Below are 20,760 nucleotides of genomic sequence, written 5' to 3'. Positions count from 1 at the left end.
AAAGGAACCTGCCCTGATAAAATTCTTATTGTAGCTATCTTTTAAAACCAAGCGCACTTCCACCACAGAACTGATTGCTATTATCAAAGGTGTATTGGATATAGTAGATGCCTGTAGTGTTGCAAGGATAGGCAATGGCTGAGATGAACTGACCATTTAATTTGCTACTTGCGACCTGGTTTCTGTTGCTGTCAAATAGAGATACAACGATGCCGTCGGTACTTTCCCCAGTAGCACATACATTGATCATATATTGAGTGCCTTTGGTAAATACGTAAGAGTATTCAACCTTGGTTTTAGAGCCTCCCTGACCGTCGATCTTATAGCTTTTCAGGAAGTTAAAACCCGAAGCTAGTTTAGGGATACAGGCATCTGTGTATTGTTCCGGATTGCACTGGCCCTTTGCAGAGCCACCCGATAACAGGAAAAATAAACCCACAACAAAAACTGAATAAATTGCCTTTTTCATATTACGCATGTTTTCCTCTTAACTAATTACTTTTTTTCTGATGGAGTTAACTACATCCTTTATATTATTGACATTCTCCTGAGTGATTTGTATTTCACTGGAACTATTGTCTTTGATTACCATTACTCCATCTACTATTTCAAATGTCGATTCTTTATAAGTCTTGATTATTTTAATAGACTCGTATTGCTCTTGCAATTTCTGCATGTCCTCCAAAAGTGATGCCATATTTTTATCAACTTCCTGATAGAAGGATAAAAGCAATACTATATTTTCTAAAATGATCTTTTGCTCTCCAATTGTTTCCTGTAATTCTTTATTGGAAGGGTCTTTTGCAGATACCTGACAGGTGATGTGCATAGCTTCTAGCCAACCTCCTGTAAGTAATAGCACACTCAGGTTTGCCCGGTTTTGTTCCTGCAAATAATGATTGATACTATTGAAGTTCTGGGTTGTAATAAGCAGCAGAGAGTCAAGGTTTTTACTGTTGGTCGCCAGGCGCCCAATGGTTTCTATATCAAAGAACTGTCCTATGCTTAGTCCGTCGGCAAGCTCCTTAATCGCTGTCATATAATCTAACCCATCCTGATTTTGCTCATAGATATTGGTATAGCCAAGGTCAGTTCCATAGATTCCTAGGTTTAGAGCTTTGCGATAGTTACTGTTGTATTTTGAAATGTTATCAGGAGAGTTAAGTAAATTCTTGTCGTACTTTGTTCCTGACTCTCGCAGCAACACGGAAATCTCCAAAGGAGATGGGATTTGCTGTATAATGCTGCTGATTACTTCTTCAGATATAGCAGGACCCTCTATTTTTGTGGAATCCAGACTTTCCAGAAATGCTTGTTCATCGGGTTTCTTACTTGAATCACAAGCAGATATTATTAAAATCAGCAATAAACTGAATGATAAGATCCTCATAGGTAAAACATTAAAAAGTGATAACAAAATTATAAATTCCTTTATCTATTACAAACCATAACTTGTTTTTAGGATAAGTTATTCTTCTCCTTTACGTCCAAATTTAATTTTGCCAAAAGCTTCAATGCCTTTCTTCAGCAATTCAAAGTAAAGCGTAAAATAGAGAATTAATGTCATTATCCAAATTACTATCATATTAAAATAATATGTATCGACATAACTTCCTAATAAGTACTTCTTTGGAGCAAAGAAATGTGTTCTGTAATCAAAGAAGTGGGCAGGATTTTCGGGGTCGTTATATATGGGGTTGATCTGCTGGATCAATTCACCTTCATATTCTATTATTCTGTCCTTTTCATTGATATTCATCACAAGGTCTGCCAGGCTTTCATTATAATACTTATTTTTATACTCATTCAGGTTGTAATCGTAGTCTTTATTGTTCTCAAAGAAGTAAACCATATTATCTCTTTTGGCTACTGTTTTATTATACACATCCTGATAATGCGTTTTGAAAGCACTAAAATACTGTTCTAGCTGACTAATTTTTTCTTTGCTAAAATTCTCAATTGTTAAGTCCTTGTTAATATCGATATTTTCCAGACCTTCCCTGAAAGGTTCGTCGGTAAGCTCCTGTCTTATGATAGACAGGTCTTTGGTTACTATTGCTTTCACGGAGTCATTATTATCTTCGAAATGATCAGCAATATAGCCGAGTCTCTTTTTCAGATCTTCAACAATATAAGATGACTTGAAGTCTGCGTCTGCTTCTATTTTTTCCAGTTCATAATATGGGTCTTCATATGGGTTGTTTTTAAACTGCCGTACAGCCAGAGCTTCATAAGCCCAACGCGATGCCATGAAATCTGCTACTACAGGTACCTTACCTTTTGTGCTGATGATATTATTCAGTTTATCAAAGCTGAATAATAGCCCGCTAAGGATCATCTGTGGTATTAGCAGAAGGGGTATTAGCACATATACAGTAACCGCCGAATTGAAGGCACTGGAAATGTTAAGTCCTAGTACATTGGCCATACACGATGTAGTAAATAAGACGAACCAGAACGCGAAGGTCATCTCCCTGATTTCGAGGATCAGGTTGCCAATGAGCACGAAGGTGAAGGTCTGAATAGCCGAAAGAAGGAAAAGAATAAACAATTTGGACATTAAGTAGCTGTTCCAGCTAAGGTTGAGGAACGACTCTCTTTTAAGAATTTTTCTATCTCGGATTATTTCTTCCGCACTCACCGTCAAGCCCATAAATAAAGCTACAATTATGCTCATAAGCATAAAAGCAGGTATGTTTTCATTAAACCTGAAAAGGTATTCATTCCCATAAGGTGAACTCTTGTATCTAATGATAAACGCCAGAATAAGTGCGAGTAGGGGAGCTTCCAGCAGATTAATAAGCAGATATTGCTTATTACTTATCTTACTCAGCAGATCTCTCGTTGTGAATATCACCGTCTGTTTAAATTTATTCGGGATATCCAGGGAATGTGGTGGCTCTTCGGTTACATCTTCGACCTTTTCAATGCTAAAATTTTCTTTGAAGCTATCGTTCCACTGCTGAGGGTTAATTTTCCTTTTATTGGTAAGCTGCCCGTATTCGTCAACTACTTTGGCTTCAATAATATTGAAAATCTGCTCTGGGTTTACATTTCCGCAGGTTTCACACTGCCCTCTCTGGCTGTCAACCTGATTGGTTGCTTTTTTGAAATATGTAACAGCCTCTACAGGATTGCCGTAGAATACAGGGTATCCTCCGGTATCCATCATATACATTTTGTCAAACATTTTATAGATGTCTGATGAAGGCTGATGTATAACTACAAATATGAGCTTTCCCTTAAGGGAAAGTTCTTTTAAAAGATCTATTACATTTTCAGAGTCCCGGGAGGAAAGGCCTGATGTAGGTTCGTCTACAAAGAGTATTGCAGGTTCCCGGATTAGTTCCAAGGCTATATTTAGCCTCTTTCGTTGTCCACCGCTTATGGTTTTATCAAGAACACTACCTACTTTAAGGTCTTTACGTTGATCCAGACCAAGGCTTTCAAGTACATCGAGTACCCTCTTGTTCAATTCTTCCTCGGAATAGGTTGCAAAGCACAGTTTTGCATTGTAATAAAGGTTTTCATATACCGTTAGCTCTTCAATTAGCAGGTCGTCCTGAGAGACATACCCGATTACTCCGTGTATGCGCTCTTCATCTTCATGAATATCAAAACCATTAATTCTTATACTGCCTTTTGTAGGGGTTTCTATGCCTGCCAGCACATTGAGGAGGGTTGTTTTTCCTGCGCCACTGGCCCCCATTATACCTATAAGCTTGCCAGGGCCTTCAGCTATCCGGACGTCTCTCAGGCCGAGTGCTCCATTGGGGAAACGAAATTCCTCAATCTCAGCATTGAATGACAGCTTGGTGGTATTAAACTCTTCATTGAAAAGGGAAATAAGATCGCTATAGTACAGTGCTGCTCCTTGCGGAGTTTTAATTGTACTGCCATGAGAGAACAGGTAGACCCTGTTCTTTAGCATAATGAAACCATTAAGTACGATCTCATCTTTGCCCAGATACTTAGTGAAATACATGTCAACGCTCTTCACTCTTAAGAAGATGAGGTTGCCATGTATTTCTGATTGTAAGTGCTTGGCTTCACCGTCCCCGTCGTTGCTTTCATTACTATTGATGAGCAACAGGTCGTTGAAGTTAAGCTCTTTTATATCTTGCTGAATAACAAAGCTTTCTATCAGCTTGTATTCATCTTTAACAATATTAAATACGGTACTGATCGTGTCAATGATCTCCATCCTTTGAGGGGTGAAGTTCTGGTCAGAACCTACCAACTCAAGAATTTTGATCAGTACAACAACCTTTTGTTTTTGAGTAAGGGTTTTGTTGATCTTTTTGCAAAGGCCGAGAGTTTTTACAGAGTCCCTTACCGATGTAAGCTTACGCTTTTTGGTGGTGTTTTCTTCTCCGGAATCTTCGTCTTTGGAATCCTGGTTATAACCTGAAAATTTATCATAAAGCTCAAGGTATTCCTTAACCGAATCCTGATCTAATTCCTGCTTAAAGAAACTGATAACAAACTGCCTTTCCTTCTCAGTAACGCCACCATCTTGCTTTGTAATAATAGCAAATAATTGTGTCAGTGCTTTAAGTATTTCCTCACTCATAGGTTAGTTCCCTATACTTAATTGTTAGTTTAAAAAATTAGGAACGGGATATTAATAGGTTTTGAATTCGAATGGAATTTCAACCAGTTCTGAAAATTCCTCTCCGGCTTCTTCCATATCCTCGTCATCTTCATGAAAGTACCAAAGAATATTTACACCATCTATATCTTCAAGCGCAGATAGTACATCCAGTATGAGCTTTGAAGAAGCAGTGTTAAAGTATTCCAGTTTAAACATGAAATCTGTACTAGGATTGGGGGCTTTAGAGTACTCGTCAATCCAGTCGAGAACCGGCTGATAAAATTCAGCAGAATCTTCCGGAAGGGATCTCCCTGAGATTTCAAAGATGCCGTTTCCTTTATCCAATATAATTTTTGGGGTATCTTCAGTGCCTTCTAAATTAAGTATTTCCATTTTATGTTAATTTAAAAAAATAGTGATTCAGAATGATTTTAAACTCTAGCTATTGAGGATTTTAGGCAAAAAAACGAATCTCCGTCTTCCATGTCAAGAAACTCATATTCCAGTTTTCTGCCGGACTTTCTGGCCATATCTACAAAACCTAGACCAGCTCCTCCTTTATCGGAGATCTCTGTGTTCTTAATAATATCCTTATATAAAGTTTTCAGGCCTTCCTTATCAAGGCTATTGATCTGATCCAGCTTGCTTTTCAGCCCGTCAACTTTATCTCTTTTGATCGGATTACCGGAAACAATGATATACTCGTTGTCCTGCTTACCTATCATGAACACCGCAGAGTGATTATTCTCAACATCATCAGCATGCTTAACTATATTTTGAAGGCACTCGACCATTACGTTGAATACCTTACGTTTAATGCTGGACTCTTCACCTGATGAATCCATATTTCTTTCAGCCATGGCTAATACTGATTTGGTAATTTCCTGGGTAAATTCACCTTCATAAACCAAGATGAGGTTTTGCTCCAACATGGTTTGGTGTAAATCGAAAATATACTTCATAAGTCGTTATATGTTTATTCTTATTGCCGATTAATTGTTTGTGTCATTTTTCAGTTAAGCCTATGGCCATAATTTTCTCCAAAATAGTACTTTTAATCTATAAGTTCTAAAATTTTATACCGATTAATAGCACATCATCTGTTTGTTTTTCATCTGCTTTCCAACCTTCCCACTCTTTATCAAACTCTTTAAAGGCCTCTTTCATTGGCTTATGATGAATTTTTGTTATTAATTCTCTCAAGCGCTTAGGGCCAAATTTCCTGTTGTTAGGGCCTCCAAACTGGTCGGGGAACCCATCAGAGCAGAAATAAATCGAATCTCCTTTGGAGAGTGTCATTTTATAATTGGTGAAATTAGTCTGATTCTTATAGATACCACCGCCAATGGCAAATTTATTACCTTTAATTTCCTCCATCTCACCTTGCTTCATAACATATAGCGGGCGGTGGGCACCTGCATATTCTACTTTCCTGGAGTCAGTATTTATTTTACAAAGTGCTATGTCCATACCATCTTTAGTCTTCGAGTCATCCTGATCTTGTCGTAAAGTAGTGGTAACACCCTCATCAAGCTGATCCAGAATAATCCCCGGATCTGAGATTTTTCTACTACGAACAATATCATTCAACAAGAAGTAGCCGATCAATGACAATAAAGCTCCCGGAACTCCATGGCCGGTACAGTCAACGGCAGCCATATATATGTCGTTGCCTACCTGTACATACCATGGGAAGTCGCCACTTACTACATCTTTGGGTTTGTATAAAATGAATGAGTCTGGTAACACCCTGTTTATTACAGCAGTATTGGGTAATATGGCATTCTGAATACGCTTAGCGTAATTAATACTGTCAGCGATCTTTTTGTTCTTATTCTGGATTTCCAGTTCGATCATTTTCCGCTCGGTAATGTCATGAGATACTACCAGTACAGACTCCAGATGGTCAGTTTCGTCAAATTCGGGAATGGCATTAACCTGCATCACTCTGTCTCCCATTTCTGATGGGAAATCCATTTCTGTGGCCACTTTTGCGTTAGAAGCATTTACCTGCTCTACAATAGTAAGCCACGATTCAAGGATTTTTTCATTCAGGTCAGTTTCACCTACTTTATGGTTAAGATAATCGACAGGTCTTTTGCCTGTATACTCTTCAATGACCGGGTTGATGTACGAGATGGTTTCATTTTCCAGTCGTGTGATAAGGTCAGGAGAGTTTTCGGAGAGCGCTTGCATTTTACTTCTCATCCTTTGCTCCTGTTCGGCTCTTCTTCTTTCTGTAATGTCCGTTGAGTTAACAATCAGGCCATGTATGGCCGGATTAGACATGAAGTTAGTACCGGTTGATTCCAGCCAGATGTAGTTACCTTCCTTGGTCTGGTATTCGTATTGGATTGTTACCTGATCATCCGGGTTGGCCTTCAGTTCTTTAAACATATTCTGGAAGGCTTCAACCGCATCCGGATGTACTTTATCTACATCCGCAGTACCCATCATTTCCTTTTGTGAGTAACCTAATATCGGTTCCACTGAAGGACTTATATAACGTATTGTTTCGTCTTCTTCGTAGATGGTGATTACCTCAGAAGCATTCTCAAGCAGCAACTGCATACGTTTTTGTGTACGGTTTACTTCTTCGATCTGTTCTTCCAGTTTTACGTTTGATTTTTGCAGCTCTTCCTGGGTTGCCTGCATTTCTTCCGCGTTCTGTCTGAGGATTTCCTGTTTTTCCTGTAGCTCAGAACTCATTGCCTGGGATTCTTCAAGAAGCTTTCTGGTGCGCTCGTTAACTTTGATGTTAAATACTGTTCTTGCCAGTATTAAACTCAGTTCTTCAACAAATTTAACCTTGCCCTGATCAAACTTACCAAAACCGGCAAACTCTAAAACTCCATATACCTTTTCGTCGGTGATCAATGGGACAATCAGTATACATCCGGGCCTCTGATCGCCCAAAATACCTGAAGTAATGGTTACGTAGTCTTTCGGGATTTCAGTCCTTAGTACAGTATCTTTTTCGGCGGCTGCCTGACCTACAAGGCCTTCAGCAAATCTGAAACTTACCTCAAGGTGTTTCTTGCGATTGTAAGCGTAGCTTGACATCATGGTAAGCACCATGTCGTCGGTTTCACTGTCATCATTGATTACATAGAATGCACCTTGAACTGCACCAATTTTATCAATAATGTATTTGATGGTTTCATCGCCAAGCTGCTCCAGGTTATCATGAGCACGAAGTATCTCTCCTATTTCAGCAACTCCGGTAACGATCCAGTTACGTTGTTTATCTCTTTTTTCAGCCTCAATAAGATTGTCACGCATATTAACCAGCGAAATACCCAGAGCATCTTCCTCACTGATGGGCTTATAGTCTGCATCGAAGTTACCTTCTCCGATTTGCTGCGCAAACTGAGCTGTTCCTTTCAGGGTATGTACCAGATAATCAAGGCTAACCGCCATCATACCAATTTCATCGTTTGATTTCTTTTCTATTTTTTCAGGAAGCACTCCATTACCTACCAGCTCCAGGTTCTTTTTAAGATAAAGCAGTGGGTTTATGAGGTATTTTGAAAAAATCAGAGACAACAGCGTGGCTAAAACGACTATTATGAAGCCAATAACAAGAAAATAATAAAGTTGGGTTTCTGATTCTGCAAATATTTCATCAGTGTTGACTTTGGCTACCAACCCCCAGTTAATGTTAGGGATGTAACGCCATGCAGTTACGACTTCATTACCTCTGTGGTCTGTCCTTACTCCATAACCGGAACCTCCCCGTGTGGCTTCCTGTACTGCTTTACCTCGTTCGTCACCATCTCTCATAGCGCCTACGGAGGTAATGGTGTCATTTCGTGAGGTGTGCAAAAAGTTGATCCTGCCTGCGAGTGTATCTATTCGGGCAAGAAGTATTTCACCTGTATTTAAAAGACCTGTGGTATCCTGTATTATTGAGTAAACCTCGCTCATTTCTATTTCTATAAATAGCAGTGACTTGTCACTAGCGTGGTTTACGGGTGCACCGGCATACATATAATGTTTGCCGTTTTCTTTGTTTTTAGAAACATTACTAAAGTATACTCCCTGACCCGACTGGTTCAGCATATGGCCGTCAACATCCTCCAGATTGGAGCCTTTGCCCAATTTTTGGTTGGTAGAGTAGGTTATTACACCATTGAGTTCAGTGATGTAAACGTTCTCATAACCATAACTTTGCTTTACTTCATTTAAAAAGCCGTTGACATCGTAACTTGCCTTAGGCTCTGTTTCAAGTGTCCCGCCCATGTCGAAGCCCCCTGACTCTTCTTCCATACCAAAGCCAAAATCCGCAGGTTCATCTTCAAAACCGAATCCTCCTGAAGTAGTATCTTCTTCAAAGGAAGGCTCAGGAACAGCATTAAAAGAAGGTGAGGCTCCTTCCTTAATGGTCTTGGTTTCTTGCAGAAGTTTTAAATTGGCAACAACATGGTTGAAGTAAGCACCGATTTTGTCCGCACGGTTCTCGGCTATTACACTTAAGCTTCTTTCATATCTTGCTACAATGGTATCTGTAGTGAGCTTGTACGATAATAAGCTTATAGCCGCAACAGCCAAAATGACCACTGTGGCTACAAGTGCCGTTATTTTAGTACTGATCGTTAAATTTTTGAACATAAATTTTAAATATGTTTACGCCTCGTTATTTTCCTTTTTTGGTCGACTTGCCTGGCTGATCTTCTGCTTTGTCAGGGCCGTTGTCTTTAATATCTTCCTTTTCCTTAGTGTCAGTCTTCTTTGTTGCTTTGGTTGTGCCAAACAACTTTTGCGTCAGCTGCCTAAAGGCGGCGCCAACCATTTCTGCATCAGCCTTGCCCAAATCGGTGAAGGAAGCAATTTCTACCACACCATATAATGTATCTCCATTTTTTACCGGCACCACCAGTAAATGGGTTGGTGTGGCACTTCCCAGGCCCGAAACTATTTTTATATAGCCTTCAGGAATATCATCTATAATTAATGTCTTTTCTTCTAATGCGGCCTGTCCTACAAGTCCTTCTCCATACTCAAATTTGATCGTTTCTGATTCACCAAGAATAAGTGCATATGAAGCCTTCATTTCAACCAATCTTTTATTGCCTTCGAGGGTAGTGGTATAAAAGGCCCCAATACCTGCTTCCAAATGTTTACAGATATGTGTCAGAATTGCTTTTGCCAGCTTTGCTTCATCGGATTCTTTGGCAACGATATCTTTTATGGCGCTTATATCGAGAGTGTGGCTGTTTTGTTCGTCGTCATCTTCCTGACCCGACTTAGTATCTGCAGACTTTTTCTTTTCCACATAAATAACCTCAGAGCTTTTTTTGTTAAGGGAGGTTACGAGGGCAGCCATGCCCACAATCATGGTCAGGCCAACTACCACATACAGTTTCACAAAGACTGAGCCTGCGGCTTTGAGATCACCTGCACTTAATACCTGACTAGTATAAACCAGATCATCTGGTAATTGGAATAGCTCATACGCGCTGAAAATCATACATGCTGAATATATAGCAATCAGAACAATGCTTAATTTTCTATATTCGAACTTCATCCTAATCTATTTATATTGTTTATTTAATTCAGTAAAAAACTCTACAATTTCATCCACTTTCAATACATGATCAATTGTAGTGGCATTCAGCGCTGCATTGGGCATAGTGTCTATCATACATTCCTGAGGGTCCTGCACAATAGTAAGGCCACCTCTGTCTTTAATGTATTTCATTCCCAGACCACCATCACGGTTGGCTCCTGACAGTAGAATCCCAATTAATTTATCCCTGTATACATAAGCGGCTGTACTCAATGTCAGGTCTATAGCCGGTCTTGAATTATTGATCATTTCCTCCGTTGAAAGGCTGAAGTAATGGCCTAGCTCAACACACAGATGATAATTGGCAGGGGCCAGATATACTTTACCCTTTTTTATGTTTTCTTTATCATATGGCTCAGTTACTTCCATTATACTTTTAATTGAAAGAGCTTCGACAAAGCCATTTCTCACATGTTTGAGTCTGTGCAAACACATGATTATCGGTAGAGGGAAGTCTGATGGCAAATGTGATAGTATTTTTACTATTCCCTGAAAACTCCCCGCCGATCCGCCTATTACTACGGCTTTATATTTATTATTTAATGTAAAACGGCTCATCCCCATTCAGCTACCTCAATCCTTAATTTTCTTATATACCTTTTCCTCGTTATTAACTACAATGAACTTACTGGCAATATCACACCAGATTAGTGATTCTTTGGAGCCAATTGCCAGGTATCCATATTTGAATAAGCTTTCATGGAATTTCTTCAGGACCTCATTTTGTAATGTCTGATTAAAATAGATCATAACATTGCGGCATAAAACGAGATCAAATTTGTTAAAGACCTCACCTTTAACCAGGTCATGTTTTCTGTAGGATACATTTTCAACCAGAGTTTTGTCCATCACCGCTTTTCCATTGGACTCCTTATAATATTTGCTTAGAGAAGATGTACCCTGGTAGCGTATGTAGTTCTTCTCATTAAGCTCCATATTCTTTAAGTTGTAAATGCCGGCTTTTGCGTTTTCAAGTATGTTGGAGTCCAGATCGGTGGCTATGAGCGAAACATTATCCAGGATGCCCATTTCGCGTAGCATGATAGCCATTGAAAATACTTCTTCCCCGGAAGAGCAACCGGCATGCCAGATCCTGATCTTTTGATGATTCAGCATAATAGCCGGAATGATGTCATCTCTCAACACTCTCCAAAAAGGAGGGTCCCGGAACATTTCCGTTACATTAACTGTAATCTCGTTTAAGAAGTCATCTAAAAATGGGGGCTCATATAACCTCTTTATCAGTTCGTCAACATTGAGATTGTGGAGCTCGAGTATTCGAAGGATCCGCCTCTTAAATGATGACATAGCATAATTGGTAAAATCATAGTTATACTTGGTCTTTACCAATTCTGTTATTCTTTTTAAATCTGCAATGTCGATTTCCTTCATTATCTATATGCCAGCTATTCTATGAAAATGTAAATTGTGTAATTTAATAATTTTCTCCTATAAAACTTAAAAACTATCAGTATCTAAAGCTTTTCTGCGAAAAAAATATTTATATCCATATGATAAAGCTTAGGTTACGGCTCTCGTCGTGATAAATCTCAGCCTTAACATTTATCTTATCAGATTTAGCTTTTAAAGCAAGTTCTTTTTTAGAAATAGTTTTGTCGCTCAAAAGATCGCTATCAACTAACATGCTGATACTTTGGCCTGTAATGGCAGAGTCTTCAATACCCAAAATCTCTTGAGCAGAACGATTTATATGGGTTATCGTTCTTTCAGCATTGAAGATAACAATTTTAACTACATTATCCAGTGTGTCCAAAGTAGCTTCTGATAATCTTAGTTTTTGGTCCAGTTGCTCCTGTGTTATTTCGAGTTCTTCGAGATTTTGACGGAGCTCTTCCTCTACTTCTTTCATCTGTTCCCATTCCTCACGGTCACCCTTTTCTGTTTCTCCTGGTCCGACGGAAAGTATTAGCTCTATTACCTTGTAAAAATCTCCGTTATTGTTCTTTACCGGGGTATAGGTGGTATTAACCAAAACTTCTTCACCGCCCTTTTTTAATTTGGTGTAGTTACCTGAATGGCCTACTCCACTCCGCAGGTCTCTCCACAGATCAGCAGTATTTCCCGCGCTTAACGTGTTAAAGGAAAGATCCTGAATTTCTTCAAGCTGATGATATCCCAACAGTTTAATATAATTGTTGTTCGCTGTGAGTAATGTACCCTCCATATTGTATTCTGCAGAGGAAAGGCTGTTGTTTATTGCTGTAAGCTGCGCTGTCATCTCCACCTCTTTTCTTGACATTTCTTCCTGGGTTGCAGAGAGTTCTTCCATGTTCTGGCGCATTTCCTCCTCTTGAGCCTGCATCTGTTCGGTTAGTGCCTGAGACTCTTCAAGTAAAAATTTGGTTTGCTGATTGTTTTTGACACCCGCTATGGTAGATGCTATACTTTCGGCTAGTTTTTCGACAAATTCAATCTGGTAGTCTTTGAATTCATGAAAGGATGCGAGTTCGATCACTCCATAAATATCTTCATTGACCATTAAAGGAACAAGCAGTATGGCCTTGGGATTGGCACCACCTAAACCTGAGGTTATGGTAATATACTCATCAGGCACTTCCAGCAGGTAAATGGTTTGCCTTTCCAGGTATGTTTGTCCCACCAGGCCTTCGCCGGCTCTGTATGAGCGCTTATCATATTTTTTGGTATCGAAGGCGTATAGAGATATTAGTTCCAGAAATTTATTTTCCTCATCCTGGTCATTCACTATATATATACCTCCCTGATTTGATTTTGTATAGGTTACTAGGTTAGATATAATAATGTCACCCAGGGCATGCACATTATCACTCGTGGAACGTAAGATATCGACAAATTTGGCAAGACCTTCGGTAGACCATTTTCTTTCACGTTCTTCTTCCTCTACACGCTTCATCTGATCACGCATGGTTAGTAATGCACCTTCCAGACCTCTGTTTCTCAAATCTTCACCTTCAGCACCCTTGAATTCAACATCCAGTTTGCCATTTTCAATTGCATTTACAAATGCTGTTGCATTTTGCAGGTTTTCACTGATCTGGTTAACAGACTTTGCAATTTTGCCTATTTCATTATTATGGGTATAGGAAGATCTTTTAGAAAGGTCACCATTACTGACATGAAATGCTACTGCATAAAGGTCTTTAAGCGGAGTATCAACTTTTTTGCGTACCCATACAATTGTACCAGCTACTGCGGCTATATAGAGCAGTAAGAATACCAGCGAGGCATAAGTAAGCCCATTGCTTTTTGAGTCCAGCGCTTGTGTTTTGGCAGATAAAACTCTTCTTGCAGTTTTTGAGAGGCCGGATATGGAGCTTTGTACATAATTATTCGCTCTTTCCAGTCGGGGGTTACGGATATTTAATACCTTCTGGGTAGTTTCGGTAGTTATAGTGTTGAGGGAATCGTATAAAGGTATTTCCTTAGATTCCTGAACCACGGTATCTATCATGAGAGGTTCGTACAACAGTTTATCAATATGATTTTTTGTTTTAAGCCATTCTTTTGAGAGGCCATTGGTAGTGTTGTTCACCACTAAAGAGTCTTCTGTTTCCTCAGGTTCGCCAGCTATAAGTTGTAAAGCCTCTTCAAAGCCCTCTACTGTGGTTTCCAGGTTTTTTCGGGCATCGGTATTTCCATTGGCAAACAGCTGGGCGTTTGATGCTATTTGTTGAGGAAGAAGGTAGAGTTCTTTTGCAGCATCAACCTCTTCGACGGCTTCTGTGATTCTGTTTTGAAAATAGGAGATCACAAAAAAGTTAATTACAGCTAAAATCACGAAGCCTGTAAATATTGTTAGAGCCTGATTACGAAGTGATAAGTTTTGTAAGTCCAAATTCATTCAGAAATATGTTTTGAAGAGAACCAACTAATTTACAATTTCTTTATTAAAATCAATTAAAAAGTAACTACAATGAATTTTTATTAAAACAAAAAGGTAATAATACCTCTGTTGACAGAGTTTTGATCCATTTGTTATCTGCGATCTGCATTATTACTTCTATGGGAGAGTTTTGCTTTACCTCATACTCCAGCATTACCTGCCGGCAGCTACCGCAGGGAGTTACAGGTATATAGTGGTTGCTCCCTTCTTTCTTTGCTGTGACAGCTATTTTTTTTATCGTTTGGTTACTATGTCCGGCCCCGGCGTGAAACAGCGCCACCCTTTCCGCACATAGTCCGGCCGGGTATGATGAATTTTCCTGATTGGAGCCTGATATAATTTCATTGTTTTCGAGTAACAGCGCAGCTCCAACCTGAAATTGTGAATAGGGCGAGTAGGAAGTTTCACAGGCTTTACGGGCACTTTTAATAAGCTTCAGATCCTCTTCATCCAGCTCAGACTCGTCACCATATGTCACGTATTTTAATTCGGTATATTGGTTTGTAAGCATAATAAATTGTCTAGCTATGCAATATAATACCTCGCGCCTAGTAGAAAAATTTTTATGCATAAGAATTGATAATAACCTTATGATTTCATTTACTTTGGACACCTAAATCGGAGTGGGACAGGTGGAAATTTACGCTGGCTTTATATTACTCTTCTAAACATTTTTAGTTTATAGGCAGGTTAAGGCGGGGATTGTATCTGTCAAATGTTAAAATAAAACAAATGAAAAATATTTTAGTGCTTGGTGCGGGCCGGTCGGCTTCGTCACTCATAGATTATTTATTGCTGCATGCGCAAGGCAATGACTGGCATGTCCGCGTAGGGGACTATAGCCTGGAACTTGCCCAGGAAAAATGCCCCGAGAGTAAAAATAGCAGTGCTTTTCAATTCGACATTCTCAACGAGTCTCAACGTGTAGACGAAATAGCCAAGTCAGATATAGTAATATCTATGCTGCCGGCTAAATTTCATCCGGTTGTAGCAGGTATATGTGTAGATAAGGGTATTGATATGATTACCGCATCTTATGTGTCAGATGAGATGAAGGCACTCAGCCAGGCTGCAGAAGAAAAAAATATTATTATTCTGAATGAGTGTGGCCTGGACCCGGGCATCGATCATATGTCTGCCATGAAGGTAATTGATCATATAAGGGACGCGGGACACAAGCTTACCGCCTTTGAGTCATTTACAGGAGGTTTGCTGGCTCCAAGTGCTGATGACGATAATCCCTGGGAGTATAAATTTACCTGGAACCCAAGGAATGTGGTACTTGCCGGACAAGGAATAGTAAAGTTTATCCAGGAAGGGAAATACAAGTACATTCCTTACCATAAGTTGTTTAGAAGAACCGAACAGGTTCACATCCCAGGTTACGGATATTTTGAGGGCTATGCTAATCGGGATTCGTTGAAGTATCTTGATGTTTATGGATTGCGTGGAATAAAAACGATATACCGGGGTACCTTTAGAAAACCGGGTTTTTGCCGAACATGGGATATTTTTGTTCAGCTTGGAGCCACTGACGACACGTACGAAATGGAGGGAGTTGAGGAAATGACTCACAGGCAGTTTATTAATTCCTTCTTATCGTACAATCCCTATGATACGGTAGAATTGAAGTTGGCTCATTACATGAATCTGGAGCTTGATGGACCTGAGATGCACCGCTTAAGGTGGTCTGGTGTATTCGATGATGTGAAAGTAGGGCTTGATAAGGGAACACCTGCCCAAATACTGGAGCATATTTTAAAGAAGAAATGGACGCTTAGCCCTGACGATAAGGATATGATCGTGATGTGGCATAAGTTTGAATATCTTGAAGCTGGTAAGCCACGCGAGATCCATAGTACCCTTGTGGCTACTGGTGATGATATGAAAAACACGGCCATGTCCAAAACCGTAGGACTGCCTGTGGGAATAGCTGCAAAACTAATACTGGAAGGGAAAATAAAATCAAAAGGGGTTAAGATCCCCATTGAAAAGGACGTTTATACACCAATTTTGAAAGAACTATCCGAACAAGGATTTGAGCTTTCAGAAAAACAAGTCAAGTAAACAGCTTTAATCAGTTAGTTAAGTAAGGCTTCTTCAGTAATGTTGAAGCCTTTTTAATATTTTGGAGCCACGGCTAATAAAGCCTGCCGATCCGTATGGCATTTGGTCTTCAATTATGATCTGTAATTCATTTTTCAGATCCGGCTCCCTTTTGCAGAGGTTGGCCAGTACGGTCATAGCAAATACCTTTATCGCAACAGGCTCCTCCCCTGAAGCTAATATGCTAAATCCTATGTCGGCCATCTCCCCGTGGAGGCTGTCCGGTAGTTCTATGTTTTGCAGTATCCTTAGAGAGTTTCTCTTTACAGCGTCATGAATATCATTCCTCAGGTTTAATATCAATTGCTTTAAGTATGGTGATATTAAATCAGGATAGTTATCTGTGCAAATGCTTACAACCTGAGCCGCCCTTTGAGTCACCCGATATTCATTACTCAGAAACAGTACCATAAGCAAACCAAAACGCCTGGCGTCATCAGAAATGTAACGGGCGATTTTATTGGCGTTTGATTTGGAGTGCTCTTTTAATAATTCTTCTCTTATATCCACTACTTTTATTTCTTTGGAGATCATGACAAAGCAAAAAATGAGGGGTGCTACTCTTTTCGCCTCCTTATACTAGTTGAGCGGTTGATCCAGCAATTCACGTTTATGGTCTGCCCTTCTTCGCGATTTTCGGTAAAAATATCGCTCATGGATGGAAACTGAGCCTCTGCGCTACTCATAGCTTCCTGATCTCCTGCTTTCTGATACATGTCGTAAGCCAGCCAGTAAACGGCGCGATCTTTTACCCAGCTTTCTTCCTTTTTACAATCATTGAAACTGCTGTAATACAGGTCGCCGATCAGCTTATATGCTTTTTTGAAATTAGCATCAATCTCCACTGCCTTTTCGGCATACCTCCTGGCTTCTGGTTTGTTGTTGGCCTTGTTTTGCTGAACAGCTATGTCATAATATACCTGTGCTTTCTTTGATTGATCGTTTGTAGCCTCAATAGCACGGTTGAAATACTGCATGGCTTCATCCATTTGTCCTTTTTCGGCTGCTTTAATGGCCAGAAATCTCAGAAGCGCGTAGTCCGGTTTGTCCTTCATGAGTATTTTGGCAGCTTCTTCAAAATAAGGCTCATTGGTACACCCTTGCGATAGCGAGAGTGATATAACTCTGGGTGCCATGTTAGGGTCTTTCTTCATTCGGGGGACAAGGTCATTTTTAATTACATTACAGTCAATGTTGATGATCTCCAGTAAAATTTTTGTGGCTACTGCCCTGATCTTCTCGAAAGTCTCACCTTCACCGGTTTGCTGTTCTTTATAATCTATTGCATCTATTACCCGGTAGTAGCGCTCCAGGATCTCTTCCTTAGTCAGAGGCTTAATCTTATGGTACTTGCGGGTTACATCCATATAAGTAGCGAGGTTATTGGTGCCTACATCTTTTTTATTAAGCTCATAGGTCCGCTCAAAGACATTGAACAAATCCATAGTTTTATTATCCCGGTTACGATAATATTTATAAGCGGCCGAAGCTTTTCTGTCAACAAGGTCCTTTTCGTTATTAAAATATTTTATCCGAAGATCATATAGTAACAAGACCGAATCCTGATAAATCCGGGCTTTTGGGTTATTCTCGTCATCCGCGAAATCCTGATATAGCTTAATGCCGTTAATATATATGCTTTCATGAATCTCGGGCGTGTTTGATAATAACCAGGCAAGGTGTATCCGTGCTTCTTTTGTTTTCTTGAATTTGAAGCTATCGGAGAACATGGCATGTTCATTCTGCGCTTTTTTACTTAATGCTTCATCTTCCGGCAAATTCAGTTGAGCAGTCGTAGCTTCGTTGATACCTGCTATAAGCAGACAAGTCAACACGGTTTGTTTAAGGAGTTTCATCATTAGATAGTTTACAAGACACTATGACATCAAAATAGCATTTTTTTATCAAAAAACTGACATAATTTCTGCTTTTTCTCTATTTCAGAGAATGGCTGGTTATTTGATCAGAGTAGTTTAAATGAAAAATTACCGGATATGAATTTCGATAAATATACAATCAAATCACAGGAAGTGCTTCAGAAGGCGGCTGAAATAGTTACCGGCAACCAGCAACAGGCTATTGAGCCCGGACATCTGATGAAGGCTATCCTGGCGTCAGATGAGAATGTAATTTCTTTTCTGGTTAAAAAGTTAAATGTTAATAGACAACATTTGGATGCGAGGCTTGATGAGCTCATTAACGGGTATCCAAAGGTGAGTGGGCAGCAGCCTTATTTGTCTAACGACTCGGCAGCAGCATTGCAAAGAGCAGAAAAAGAGCTGAAGGAGTTTAAGGATGAGTATATTGCCGTAGAACATATTATTCTTGGCCTACTGGAAGGCAGAGATAAAACAGCAACTTTGCTGAAGGATGTTGGGTTTGACCGAAAGGGACTGGTCGCAGGAATTAAAGAATTGAGAGGAGGGAGCAAAGTGACAGATCAAAACGCTGAATCAAAATACCGCTCGTTGGAGCGATATTCAATTAACCTTAATGATCAGGCCAAAAAGGGCAAAATTGATCCTGTGATCGGTCGTGATGATGAGATACGGAGGGTGCTGCAGATACTTTCGAGGCGAACGAAGAATAACCCGATTCTACTGGGCGAACCAGGTGTAGGTAAAACAGCCATTGTCGAAGGCATGGCTCAGCGGATTGTAGATGGTGATGTGCCGGAAAACCTCAAAGATAAGATACTCATATCCCTTGATATGGGCCTGCTGGTGGCAGGGGCTAAGTATAAGGGTGAATTTGAGGAAAGGTTGAAGGCTGTTATTAAAGAGGTGACGGACTCCGAAGGGCAGATCATACTCTTCATTGACGAGATTCACACACTGATAGGTGCCGGAGGTGGCGAAGGTGCCATGGATGCAGCAAACCTGCTCAAACCTGCGCTGGCACGAGGTGAGTTACATGCCATCGGAGCCACTACACTTAAAGAATACCAAAAGTATGTAGAGAAGGACAAAGCCCTTGAAAGAAGGTTTCAGTCGGTATCCGTTGATGAGCCATCGGCCCAGGATGCAATCTCTATCTTGAGAGGTATTAAAGACAAATATGAGATACACCACGGTGTGCGCATCAAAGACGATGCGGTAATTGCTTCGGTTGAGCTTTCGCAAAGATATATATCAGACAGATTTTTGCCCGACAAAGCTATAGACCTGATGGATGAGGCTGCTTCCAAGCTGAGGCTGGAAATGGACTCACTTCCTGAAGAACTCGATGAACTGAACAGGCGTGTAATGCAACTTGAAATTGAACGGGAGGCCATCAGAAGGGAAAAGGATAAGGAGAAAGAGCGGCAGCTTACCAAGGATATCGCCGACCTTACAGAAAAACGTAATGATCTCAAGGCCAAATGGGAGAATGAAAAGGCTGTAATTCAGGGTATAAGGCATCAGAAAGAGGAGATTGACAGGTTGAAATTTGAGGCTGAACAGGCTGAAAAAAGTGGCGATTTTGGCAAAGTAGCGGAGATCCGTTATGGTAAAATAGTAGAGGCTGAAAAACAGCTTGAAGAGCACCAGAAAAAAATATCGGAAATTCAGGAAGAAAGTTTGATGAAGGAAGAAGTTGATTCCGAGGATATTGCTGAGGTTGTGGCCAGGTGGACCGGAATTCCGGTGTCAAAAATGTTGCAAAGTGAACGAGAAAAACTGTTATCTTTGGAGCAGGAATTAAGAAAACGCATAGCAGGACAAGAGGAAGCCATACGGGCTCTTTCTGATGCTGTGCGCAGGAGTAGGGCAGGACTGCAGGATCCTAAAAGGCCGATTGGCTCGTTCATTTTTCTTGGGACAACAGGCGTTGGTAAGACAGAGCTATCAAAGGCCTTAGCTGAATATCTTTTTAATGATGAAAATGCTATGGTAAGGATAGATATGTCCGAATATCAGGAGAGGCATTCTGTGAGCAGACTGGTAGGAGCGCCTCCGGGATATGTAGGATATGATGAAGGAGGTCAGCTTACCGAAGCAGTGAGAAGAAAACCGTATTCTGTGATTTTACTTGATGAGATAGAGAAGGCTCATCCTGATGTATTCAATATTTTGTTACAGGTTTTGGATGATGGAAGACTAACTGATAATAAGGGTCGTGTAGCGAATTTTAAAAATACGATCATAATAATGACGACAAATATTGGTTCTTCCATAATTCAGGATAATTTTGCAGGCTTAAATGACGATAACCTGGAAGAAGTTATCGACAAAACGAAGGATGAGGTCTTTGAATTGCTGAAAAAATCGGTAAGGCCCGAGTTTCTGAACCGAGTGGATGAAGCAATAATGTTCAGGCCACTCTCAAGGCAGGATGTCCGTAAGATTGTGGATATTCAATTTAAGCAAATTCAGAAGAGGCTTGCAGAGACTGGTATTAAGCTGGAAATATCATCTGATGCATTGGATCACCTTGCAAAGAAGGGCTTTGATCCTCAGTTTGGGGCAAGGCCATTAAAAAGGGTGCTGCAACGAGAGATATTGAATGAATTATCTAAAGAAATATTGGCCGGTAAGATCAATAAAGACGCAATAGTAGGCGTTAGTCTTGGTGAAAGCGGTCAGATTGAATTTATAAATCTCGACGAGGTTGAAGTTTAGGTATGTG

Annotated in this window: 15 protein-coding genes; 2 read left to right on the top strand and 13 right to left on the bottom strand. The window is 40.1% G+C overall.

Features of this window, described 5'->3' with window-relative positions:
• Nucleotides 1-34 precede the first annotated feature (34 nt).
• From LVD17_RS03920 to cdd, 11 genes are all read right to left on the bottom strand, one after another.
• Nucleotides 35-469: a hypothetical protein gene (locus LVD17_RS03920; protein ID WP_233764883.1), complete on the bottom strand. Its 435-nt coding sequence runs from the start codon at nt 467-469 to the stop codon at nt 35-37.
• A gap of 18 nt (nt 470-487) precedes the next feature.
• On the bottom strand, nt 488-1,390 hold the full coding sequence (locus tag LVD17_RS03915; RefSeq protein WP_233764882.1) for a hypothetical protein: 903 nt from the start codon (nt 1,388-1,390) through the stop codon (nt 488-490).
• 78 nt (nt 1,391-1,468) lie between these two features.
• Nucleotides 1,469-4,573, bottom strand: coding sequence for an ATP-binding cassette domain-containing protein (locus LVD17_RS03910; protein ID WP_233764881.1), 3,105 nt, complete (start codon nt 4,571-4,573; stop codon nt 1,469-1,471).
• Between the two features lie 51 nt (nt 4,574-4,624).
• Nucleotides 4,625-4,987: a DUF1987 domain-containing protein gene (locus LVD17_RS03905; RefSeq protein WP_233764880.1), complete on the bottom strand. Its 363-nt coding sequence runs from the start codon at nt 4,985-4,987 to the stop codon at nt 4,625-4,627.
• 38 nt (nt 4,988-5,025) lie between these two features.
• Nucleotides 5,026-5,556 carry a SiaB family protein kinase gene (locus tag LVD17_RS03900; RefSeq protein ID WP_233764879.1) on the bottom strand — a complete coding sequence of 177 codons (531 nt, stop codon included), beginning with the start codon at nt 5,554-5,556 and terminating at the stop codon, nt 5,026-5,028.
• Nucleotides 5,557-5,662: 106 nt separating this feature from the next.
• The gene (locus tag LVD17_RS03895) at nt 5,663-9,205 is read right to left on the bottom strand and encodes a PAS domain S-box protein (RefSeq protein WP_233764876.1); all 3,543 of its coding nucleotides are present in this window, start codon (nt 9,203-9,205) and stop codon (nt 5,663-5,665) included.
• Between the two features lie 25 nt (nt 9,206-9,230).
• On the bottom strand, nt 9,231-10,121 hold the full coding sequence (locus LVD17_RS03890) for a GAF domain-containing protein (protein WP_233764875.1): 891 nt from the start codon (nt 10,119-10,121) through the stop codon (nt 9,231-9,233).
• A 6-nt stretch (nt 10,122-10,127) separates the two neighbouring features.
• Nucleotides 10,128-10,721, bottom strand: coding sequence for a chemotaxis protein CheB (locus LVD17_RS03885; RefSeq protein ID WP_233764874.1), 594 nt, complete (start codon nt 10,719-10,721; stop codon nt 10,128-10,130).
• Between the two features lie 15 nt (nt 10,722-10,736).
• Nucleotides 10,737-11,555 carry a CheR family methyltransferase gene (locus tag LVD17_RS03880; protein ID WP_233764873.1) on the bottom strand — a complete coding sequence of 273 codons (819 nt, stop codon included), beginning with the start codon at nt 11,553-11,555 and terminating at the stop codon, nt 10,737-10,739.
• A gap of 109 nt (nt 11,556-11,664) precedes the next feature.
• Complete coding sequence (locus LVD17_RS03875) at nt 11,665-14,004, bottom strand: GAF domain-containing protein (protein ID WP_233764872.1); 2,340 nt, start codon at nt 14,002-14,004, stop codon at nt 11,665-11,667.
• A 67-nt stretch (nt 14,005-14,071) separates the two neighbouring features.
• Nucleotides 14,072-14,557, bottom strand: a complete 486-nt coding sequence (cdd, locus tag LVD17_RS03870) for a cytidine deaminase (RefSeq protein WP_233764871.1) — start codon at nt 14,555-14,557, stop codon at nt 14,072-14,074.
• 221 nt (nt 14,558-14,778) lie between these two features.
• Between cdd and LVD17_RS03865 the strand changes: the two genes are divergently transcribed.
• On the top strand, nt 14,779-16,113 hold the full coding sequence (locus LVD17_RS03865; protein WP_233764870.1) for a saccharopine dehydrogenase family protein: 1,335 nt from the start codon (nt 14,779-14,781) through the stop codon (nt 16,111-16,113).
• A gap of 33 nt (nt 16,114-16,146) precedes the next feature.
• Here LVD17_RS03865 and LVD17_RS03860 read toward each other — a convergent pair whose 3' ends face one another.
• Together LVD17_RS03860 and LVD17_RS03855 are read right to left on the bottom strand one after the other, a co-directional pair.
• Nucleotides 16,147-16,686, bottom strand: a complete 540-nt coding sequence (locus LVD17_RS03860) for a HEAT-like fold family protein (RefSeq protein WP_233764869.1) — start codon at nt 16,684-16,686, stop codon at nt 16,147-16,149.
• Nucleotides 16,687-16,709: 23 nt separating this feature from the next.
• A complete protein-coding gene (locus LVD17_RS03855) occupies nt 16,710-18,011 on the bottom strand; it encodes a tetratricopeptide repeat protein (protein ID WP_233764868.1) in 1,302 nt (433 codons plus the stop codon).
• 135 nt (nt 18,012-18,146) lie between these two features.
• Between LVD17_RS03855 and clpB the strand changes: the two genes are divergently transcribed.
• Nucleotides 18,147-20,753, top strand: a complete 2,607-nt coding sequence (gene clpB / locus LVD17_RS03850) for an ATP-dependent chaperone ClpB (protein ID WP_233764866.1) — start codon at nt 18,147-18,149, stop codon at nt 20,751-20,753.
• The last annotated feature ends 7 nt before the right edge of the window (nt 20,754-20,760 follow it).

Origin of the sequence: Fulvivirga ulvae (assembly GCF_021389975.1) — a bacterium.
GTDB classification, from domain to species: domain Bacteria; phylum Bacteroidota; class Bacteroidia; order Cytophagales; family Cyclobacteriaceae; genus Fulvivirga; species Fulvivirga ulvae.
This window is presented reverse-complemented; position numbering and strand designations above follow the sequence as displayed.